The sequence below is a fragment of the Butyrivibrio sp. AE2015 genome, assembly GCF_000420825.1.
Lineage (GTDB): Bacteria > Bacillota > Clostridia > Lachnospirales > Lachnospiraceae > Butyrivibrio.
This window is the reverse complement of record NZ_ATVR01000017.1, coordinates 66777-75893: the sequence shown is the minus strand read 5'-3', so window position 1 is coordinate 75893 and position 9117 is coordinate 66777. Positions and strand designations below refer to the sequence as shown.

7 protein-coding genes are annotated in these 9117 nt (G+C 39.8%); all 7 read right to left on the bottom strand.

All coding sequences use genetic code 11. The annotated features are described in order from the left end of the window. On the bottom strand, positions 1 to 5156 hold a 5156-nt coding region (locus tag G585_RS17760; RefSeq protein WP_034481887.1), incomplete at its 3' end, for an InlB B-repeat-containing protein. 115 nt (positions 5157 to 5271) lie between these two features. Next, the gene (locus tag G585_RS0109875) at positions 5272 to 5469 is read right to left on the bottom strand and encodes a hypothetical protein (RefSeq protein WP_022774705.1); all 198 of its coding nucleotides are present in this window, start codon (positions 5467 to 5469) and stop codon (positions 5272 to 5274) included. A gap of 256 nt (positions 5470 to 5725) precedes the next feature. Next, positions 5726 to 6274 carry a hypothetical protein gene (locus G585_RS0109870; protein ID WP_022774703.1) on the bottom strand — a complete coding sequence of 183 codons (549 nt, stop codon included), beginning with the start codon at positions 6272 to 6274 and terminating at the stop codon, positions 5726 to 5728. Then, positions 6226 to 7248: a hypothetical protein gene (locus G585_RS0109865; protein WP_022774702.1), complete on the bottom strand. Its 1023-nt coding sequence runs from the start codon at positions 7246 to 7248 to the stop codon at positions 6226 to 6228. Before G585_RS0109865 ends, G585_RS0109870 begins: the two co-directional genes overlap by 49 nt. Before the next feature lie 19 nt (positions 7249 to 7267). Then, complete coding sequence (locus tag G585_RS0109860) at positions 7268 to 7756, bottom strand: GNAT family N-acetyltransferase (protein ID WP_022774701.1); 489 nt, start codon at positions 7754 to 7756, stop codon at positions 7268 to 7270. 30 nt (positions 7757 to 7786) lie between these two features. Next, positions 7787 to 8053, bottom strand: a complete 267-nt coding sequence (locus tag G585_RS0109855; protein WP_196802906.1) for a hypothetical protein — start codon at positions 8051 to 8053, stop codon at positions 7787 to 7789. Between the two features lie 17 nt (positions 8054 to 8070). Further along, positions 8071 to 8802, bottom strand: coding sequence for a hypothetical protein (locus tag G585_RS0109850; RefSeq protein ID WP_022774698.1), 732 nt, complete (start codon positions 8800 to 8802; stop codon positions 8071 to 8073). Positions 8803 to 9117 lie beyond the last annotated feature (315 nt).

Genomic DNA, 9117 nt, shown 5'->3' with positions numbered 1-9117 from the left:
TCGAAGTTTGCATTTGTATTGGTGAACTGATCTATGGCAAGTCCCATGTCAGTTGTTCCGGCTTCTGTTCTTGTTGCTGTTGCATCTCCACTGAATGTGAAATCAGCTTCTGTATACAGTGGATTTTTTATCTCAATTTCATATCCTGTTACGCTCTGCTCCTGTCCGTTGTAATCAAAAGAGTCTTTATGTCCTGTGATGGTCACTGTTACGCTTATAGGATTAACCGTTACATAACCATCTGTTACATTAAAGGTTACTTTTTTGAAGTTACTGTTTGTATTCTCGAACTGTTCAGCTGCAAGTCCCATATTAGTTGTTCCTGCATCAGTCCTTGCTGCTGTAGCAGAATCTGAGAATATGAAATCATTCTCTGTATAAAGATTACTGCTGATTTCCACATCATAGCCTGTTGCTGTATGCTCAGTTCCATCGTAATCTGCAACGTTCTTGTGACCTGTGATTGTTACAACAACTTCATCAACCGGTGTAATCGTCTGATATCCATCAGTTACCATAAAGGTTACAGTTCCAAAGTTACTATTTGCATTTGAGAACTGACCTTCTGTAAGTCCCATGTTTGTTGTGCCTTCATCAGTTCTTTTAGCTTCTGCAGTACCTGAGAATGTGAAGTCATCTTCTGTATAAAGAGGACTACTGCTTTCCACATCATAGCCGGTAACTGTATGTTCTGTTCCATCAAACTCATCAACACTATGGTGACCTGTGATAGTTACTGTAACATCCTTTGGAGTAATTGCCTGATAACCATCAGTTACAGTGAAGGATACTGTATAGTTAGTACTTGTTGCCGAAAACTGTGATGCATCAAGTCCCATATATTTTGTGCCAACTTCTTTTTGTGTTGCACTTGCTTCTCCGGTAAAAGATATGCTATTTACATCAAATGCCTGGTTATCTGCTACTGCTGTGTAACCTGTTACTGTATGATCTTCACCGTCATAAACTATTGTGCTGTTGTTACCTGTAATTGTTACCGTTACAGCTATAGGATCAATCTTTAACCATCCATCTGTTACTACATATGATACCTTATCAAAAGAAGTATTGGTTGTAGTAAAGCTGTCTCGTGTTAATCCCATATTGTATGTATTTACATCAGTTCCTTTTGCATATGCTGCTACACCTTCTTTTAGTTTTACGTCAGAAGGAGCAAATCCGCTTCCACTGTATGGCTGACCGCCAACCGTATAGGATATGTCAGTTACTTCAAATCCACTGACTTCATATTCAGTACCGCTATAATTTTCAGTCTTGGTATTTCCTTTAATTGTTACTACTACTTCAATTTCAGGTTTCCATACTGCATAAAGTATGTTTGCAGAAGAATTGCCCGGATTGTCCTCATTGTCAGCAATTATGTACTCTGCGCCAAATCCTATGCTTACTACCTGAGCATTGGCCTGTGTCTGATCTGTGTTCCATCCAAGAAGCTTATATCCTTCTCTTGTAAAGTGTGCGACAGCCTCATCATATGTCCAAGCTGTAACTGCTTCATTTACGTGAAGAGGATGATTGTCATCTCCCGTTGTGGAAATTGTAACCGCACTGCCATTTCCACCATTTGGATGATATGTAAAGCTTGTTCTGAGTTCCTCTTCAGATAAACCTGTATCAACATATTTTGCTCTAAGTTTCACATAATTGCCGGCAGCATCTGTTGCTATAAGCGTATCCTCTATCATGAAACTACCATTTGGATAAAGGAGCTTAGTCGCATTTCCGTTCTTATCAAGAAGTTCCCAACCTATGAAAGTCTTCTTAGGAGGATTTGTCTTTGGAGGCGCTGCTACAACTACAGTTGAATCTCCTGCATACTGATTACTATCAGGTTCATCAGATATAAGGGTTCCGCCGTTTGCGTCATATTTGACCTTAACTGTACCTGTCTTTCTCCACTTAGCATAGAGATTAACATCACTGGTAACATGTCCGTAGTCATAGGGCTGATCCGTTTCTTTATCAAACCATCCTACGAGATCATAGCCCGCTCTACTAAAGTTATTCATTATAGCGTTTTTATCAATTATTGCGCCATAATATGGTCTAAACTCTGTAGCCTGATTATTTGATACCTGAACCTGTGAATATCCACCGGTTGTGTTGTAATCCTTATCGCCATCAACGTTAAGGTCAAGCTTAGCAGTAAATCTCTGTTTAACCCATACTACATATAATATTATGTCATCACTTGCCGGCATTGGAGTTGTCCAGTCTACTTCCTGATTTCCCTGAGGATCTGCAAATATCCCCAAAGTTTCTCCATCACTTGCCAGTTTAGCAGAATATCCATCCGGCGCTGAAAGGGCATTAGCTGCGGCAACAACGCTTTCCTTCGCATTTCCAATAGGTGCTTCATATAAAAGTGTATATTTTGGTTCAAGGTATGTTGCTGAAACATCAACCGGTTCACCTGTTTCCGGGTCAATTGCCTGCTTTATATGAGCAAGAGTAAACTTAAAGGAATTCCTTTCATGATAAATGTTTACATTTCCATATACATTTTTTGAAACATTATCATTTACATTATAAGTTCCAGTATCATCAGTGTAGTACTTTACGGTAAATCCGGGGGCATACTTACTACTAAATTTAAAGTTCTCTGAATACGCTTTTTCTGCTTTATTAGTCTCTTCTTCAGGATAGGTTCTTCCATCTATATTTTGTTTGTAGTGATAATAATAGTAATTTCCATCGTAGTTTTTATTACTGTAAAAATCCGTATTACCTTCTGTAAATGCTGAAAGGAATGTCATCCTCGTTCCGGAAAGACTACTTCCGGATGCCGCTTTACCCATATGCCATTCCCTTCCTTCAGGCCACTTGTATCCGTACATTGACATATCCTGCCCGTACAATCCTGTCATCTGAGGCATAGCTGTATAACTTTGAATATCTGACACGTTTCCTCTTGAAACCGAGCATGTATAAAAATTATATGTAATGAGCTGTCTGTCATAATACACATTAACTACTGTGGTACCTTTCGCAACAATACTGTTCCCGTCAGCACTATTCTTATTAACTACCTCATATCTGGCATCAGATTTGAATCCTGTATAGTTTTGCGAGAGCGCATTTCCAAGCATACCAGGCTCAATTTCTGTTCCGGCATTGTAAGTTGATATAACCCTGCTTTCTTTATAATCATAGGTTTTATTCTCTGTATTTTTATCATCAGAAACTTTCTGCTGCCATATGATTACGGTAAAGCTGGCCTTTCCGGGTGTCCACTTTGCAAAAAGTATAGTATTTTCCGATATTGCAGTATTCCAATCAAATGCATTTTCGCATTCAGCCTCTTTGTACCAACCACCAAATACGTATCCGCTTCTTGTAGGTGGTGTTGGTTCTGTTGCCTTATAATTAGTCTCTTCTGTTACATATATAGGTGCTGTATAAGATGCTCCACCACCTGTTCCACCATCGTTTTCATTAAAGTTGATCCAGTATGCACTGATTATCTCCGCATTAAGGATACTATTCTTTGGTTTGGAAATATCAATCTGTGTTCCATAGGCGAATACTTCACCTTCAGAATTCTTCCAGCCCTTAAAGGCCTGTTCAGCATGTTCAGGTGTAACTAAAACATTAAGTGTTACATATGCACTTCCATCATTCTCTGCTTCTTTCTCAAGAGTCTGTTCAACTAATCCTCCAACACCTCTAAGAGTAGAGCGATAGGTTGTAATTATTTTGGCTTTAACTGTAATTGTCTCTGTTACAGATACTTCTGTTTCGCCAAAAGAAACTTCACCGTCTTCTGTAAACCACCCTTTAAATACCTGATCCTTCGTAAGATTCGGAATTCCCGGATTATTAAGTATCTCACCGTCTTTTACTCTCTGCTCAGATACAACATCCCAGTTCTCAGTTTCAATGTTGTAAACCTTGAAAACATATGTTGCAACAGCCTTTTCATTGCCGTTTTCAACACCCGCAAGAACATAAACAGAGAAAGAATCAGTCTCAAATTCTGCACCGTCGGAACTTGCTGGTGCGATTTCTTCTGCATTTCCTTCATCATCCTTATGAACTACGCTGAATGACTCGCCTTCAAGTTCCTTAGAAAGTGAAATTGATACTCGTACTGACTTTGAATCTGCGGGCTCGATTTCATTTCCATCTTCGTCATAAAATGAAATATCAACACCCTTTGCAGACTTTGCATTTTCTCCTAGAGCATCTTTAGCTGCGTCAAGCGCTTCTGCATCAGATATAGCTCTTACTTTCATCGTGGTTCCTTTAGGGAACACACCTTCATCTGCGCTTACAAAAACATCCATGCCACCGGCACTTCCTGTAAAATCCTTGGCCGGCATGTCATCTTTTTTCTCTTCTTTTACTTTCTCTTCTTTTACTTTCTTTTCAAATACTGCTGTAAAGCTGGTGTCTTCCTCAATATCTTTAGGAACTATAGTTTCTTCTGTTGTAACTATAGTGCCGTCACTATCTTTCCATCCCTTGAACTCATACTCTTCACTGTCAGCTGTAGCTGTTGATCCCTCAAACTTTGCTTCCTCATCATTAAGATCAACTGTCTCTTCATCCAGAGAGATACTTCCGCCTTCAGTAACATAGTATTTTACAGTTACAAGGTTCTCTTCCTTTTCTTCCTCTTCTTCCTCTACTGAAGCAAGCGAAGATGCTGCAACTGCTGCTTCTTCAGGAATAGGTTCCAAAAGAGATGAGGCTTCTGTAGCTGCAGCTGTGGTTTCAGTTGCTGCAGGAACTTCTTCTTTTTTCTCCTCTTTTGGTTCTTCCTTTGGTTCTTCCTTAGGCTCTTCTATAGCAATCTCTGCAGTAGCTTCTGCTACTTCTTCATTCTCAGCGATAGGATCTGGAGTTTCAGGCTCTTCGTTTTGTTCTTCATTCTGCTCTTCATTCTGTTCCTGAGCATCGTCGCCTGATCCTTCATCTCCATCTTCATGAGATTCTTCTTCAGAGTTGTCTTCTTCAGAACCTTCTTCTTCGGAATCATCCTCACCTGAAGACTCTTCCTGTTCCTCTACGGATTCTTCAGCTTCTTCTCCTTCAGCATAAACTCGGGCACTTGCAAAATCACTGTTGAAAGTGGTTGTCACAAGTGCGAATGCTAAAAGAATAGCTAAAAATCGGTTCCATTTTCTCAACATAAGCATTTCCTCCCTCATAAAGATTTGCTTTTGTGTTTGGGCGTTTGTTGCCGGTTAATAGTTTTCGTTTTTGGTTTGTTTTTGGTTACTAAATGTTGGGTTCGATTTCTTGACTTTACTCTCCAGACACTTCTTTGACCTGTAATTCAGATACAGCCTTGGTTGCATCATCTATGAGCCTTAGCAGTTCCAGTGCGCTTCTGAAATGCTGCATCTTGTTTTCATCGGCCCAGATGACTCTGCCCTGCCAAGTGCCGTTCTGACAGTTAGAGATCTTAACAATGAATGTTTGTTTATCATGTCTTTTTTCCATAGGCATCTCCTCTCTTGTACGAGTTTAGAGTCTATCTCTAAAGATATGATTTTCTCTGATAGTCTTATTGTAAAAAAACGTCAATCATTTCCCCCATCATAAAGGGAATGATTGACGTCGTTTTCCGCTTAACATTTGATTAAAATTATAAAGAAATCTTAAAGAAGTTAGAAAAAGCCCATAAAATGGACTTTTGTATAATCGATTAACCACTCGTTAACCAAGGGCTTTATTTTTTGTTTATAAATTTGTGTGCTCACTGCTCACCAACGTATTCAAAACTCATACCATCGTCATGTGATACATACAGTCCTGACGGGTGTTTGCCAAGTTCTTCGCTGTAATAATCCCCTGACCATTGGCTCTGACCTGCAAGCATATATAAACTGCCATCTTCAAGCCACACCTTTTCCGGTATTACAAAAGGGTTGTAAATTGTTCCATCTGAAAGTTTGACCTTTGCAGAGGGATAATTTATCTGGGTAAAAGACTTTCCTCCGTCTTCAGTTCTGTAAAGAAGCGCATCATCGCCACCATTATAGGACAGACATGAAAATCCAAGGTTCGAATCATCGATGAATATTATCCATTCTGCCTGACCACCGAAGCCATTGTAGGGATCACGATTGACCATAACAGGGGTATTTTCTCCCTTTTGGTAAGCAACCAGCGAGTAATAGCTGCTGCCACCTGCCCTGTCCACCAGAAGCATGCCATATGTTACTCCATCCTTCGTCGTATAGGAGCACTCAGGCTCTACAGACGGGAAAAATTCATCACTTCCATCATCCACAAACTCAAGCATTCCATAGCTTTATGTTTTGGATAATCTGCTGACGTCAGCTTTTTATCCACAAAGTCATATATCGCTTCGTACAATGGATCATGATCGTACCCACCACTTAAATAGGGTGATGGGTCGAAAGAATCAGAAATGGATGGCATAGCAAAAACAATCTCTTTGTATAACCAGGGCGCGTCCTCATAGGGAACTTTTTCAAGGCAGGACTCAAGCCATCCGCAGATATTCTCGCAAAACCAGGTCATATCCTGCATCCCATTCTCATCGATTATGGGAACCTGAACTCTTCCGATGCTGTTCTCGGTGCATACTTTTTCTTCCCAGTAAAGGCCTCTTTGAAACCTTTCAGGAAATGTGTCTTCAGTTACTGCAATGAAATCATTTAAGTACTGATACTCTTTTTTAATCTGCTCAGAAATCTCACTTGAATTATCTCCGGTAGCAGCCGTAATATCCACTCCTGTATTGTCTTTAAAGCCATTAACATACGAATAGAATATTCCTTCTGCTACAGAGTCCGCTGAATTTCCGATATCGTGTTCAAGCCTTCTGTAAAAAAAGCTACTCTTTGACCATACAGAATAGTCTGATCCTCCATAGCCATCTTCAGTTTTTATCAGGTACAGATTGTTTTTTTGAAGCACCACATGTCCATAGTTGTAATCAAAGACCAGATTTAACCAACTTCCCGCTAAAAAAATAATTGCAAGACATGTGACCCCAAGGCTGGCGCACCGCAGAATGGTCTTCACGGGATTTGCTACACCTTTTAATACTTTAATCCAAATGATAGCGCAGATGATAACGAGCACAATCTGCCATATGAAGATCAGCCACATTCCTGCATCATTGCACCATCTATGCAGTTTCCTAATATCAGTCTCTCCCTGCTTTAATACCACAAAAAATATCGTCAGTGCGCATAGAATTCCCATAAGCACTGACGATACTATTATCCACTTTTTCCCCTTATCCATAACGTTTTACTCCCGGTTGTTATATTAGCTCTTTTTCATAGCACAAAAAGTCCTGATCATACATGTGACACTCGCCTACTACATTATAGCCAAATACAGCATAGCACTTAATTGCCTTCACGTTATACTTATTTACAAGAAAATGAACACTCTTGTAGCCTCGTTCCTTCAATGCTTCCATCCCGTGCTGCATCATTTTTCTGGCAAGTCCCCTATTCTGCATAGAAGGTGTAACTGCAATTCTGGCCAGTTCTCCACCTGGGAAAATATCTCTGTTCCAGCACACAAGATTGTCTACATCCTCATCCACTTCTAATGATATCGCTGCAATGACCTTTCCGTCCGCTTTCATAACAAACAGAGCATCTCGGGACAGATCAAAATCAATAGTCTCATTTGACGGGTAATCTTCATCCCATGGACAAAACTCCCTGCCCTTCTGCTCCTCGTATAAATCCAATATCTGCTGCCTATCCTGCTCAGACGCAAGTACTATATTATAATCCATTAAATCTGCCCTCCTCCAAATATATTTATACTAACATGGATTGACAGGCTTCTCCATCCAAAATAATTCCTTGCAGGTGCTTGTTGATTCATAACATGCAATACAGAAAAAAAGAACACCGAAGTGTTCTTTCAGACTAAAAATTGCTCCTGCAATAACAGCAGAAGCAATTGTCTGATACTTTTCTCCGTCCGCAGGAAGTCTGTCCGCCTCCACAAGGTCAAGCACAATAAAGTGGTAGTGTTCCAATAAAGCAGCTTGTTCTCTAAGATCTTCCAAACTTTGAGTCAATCGCATATCGTATTCTTATTCCCTTATGTATCTTCTTCAAAAACATATAAAATATCCTCATCAGCATCATAGATAGCTACTGTGCAGTTTATTGAATGTCTGTTCCACAATTCCGATTCATCATATGGATCATTGGCCCGCGAATGGCGATCATAGAAGAAATAATAGCCGTTTGTAACCTCTGGAATAGCCTCTGCGCACTCATTACCAATGGTATTCCTTATCAGATTGAAAACATTTTCTGAAAGCGGCAGTTTTTTCCATAATTCCGACTCTTCCATTTCGGGCTGCATAGAACTATCGGTGTAATGATAAACATGAAGACTGCTACCATCCCCATGAAAACCGCCATGCGTGTCCATAGCATTCAACGGATCGCCCCAAATCACATTTATCCCACCTTTGTCATATAGCCACAATAGCGTAGGATCAGAAGCTGATGCACTGCCATCATAAAGTAAGTATGAAGTAGCAAGAGATATGCAAATTATACCTGGCAAAAAGAACAGAAGCCTTGCAGGAAACTTTATCTTTTCTTTCCACACAAAAATGAACGCAAGAAAATTTGCCACAATGAGCGGAATAGTTCCTACCAACAATATTATCCCTGCACCTTCCCATCTGTACATCGGAAGCATCGCATCTGGATTTGGAATTGATGTGTCATGCATAATATATGGCACTGCATAATAAATCAGGCAAATCAGTCCTATAAAATTTAATGCGGTTATTATGGCTATTCCAACCTTTTTCATACAATAACTCTCCCAACATTTTCCCCATCTATAAACATACAACAGTGCATAGCTCTATCAGCCATATTCTTTGGATCCATATAGATTGCAACGTATGGTTCATTCTCTTTAACATAATTCATGCTTATGCCTTTTACAAAACTCTCATGTATTATCTTTTTATATACCAGGTATAACCATCGAAAATAAGTTCTTGCTCCTTATCTTTAAAAATCGGAGTTGACACTCCCACAAGCTAAAGCTTGATGGGATTCTTGCTTCAACCACCACGGTTATTGTCACACTCTCCGTAGAGAGCAGTTTTCCCAACGATGT

Coding starts and splice junctions, on each gene's coding strand:
- G585_RS0109875 (WP_022774705.1), bottom strand. CDS start 5,469: ATGGAAAAAAGACATGATAAACAAACATTCATTGTTAAGATCTCTAAC.
- G585_RS0109870 (WP_022774703.1), bottom strand. CDS start 6,274: ATGCTTGAGTTTGTGGATGATGGAAGTGATGAATTTTTCCCGTCTGTA.
- G585_RS0109865 (WP_022774702.1), bottom strand. CDS start 7,248: ATGGATAAGGGGAAAAAGTGGATAATAGTATCGTCAGTGCTTATGGGA.
- G585_RS0109860 (WP_022774701.1), bottom strand. CDS start 7,756: ATGGATTATAATATAGTACTTGCGTCTGAGCAGGATAGGCAGCAGATA.
- G585_RS0109855 (WP_196802906.1), bottom strand. CDS start 8,053: ATGCGATTGACTCAAAGTTTGGAAGATCTTAGAGAACAAGCTGCTTTA.
- G585_RS0109850 (WP_022774698.1), bottom strand. CDS start 8,802: ATGAAAAAGGTTGGAATAGCCATAATAACCGCATTAAATTTTATAGGA.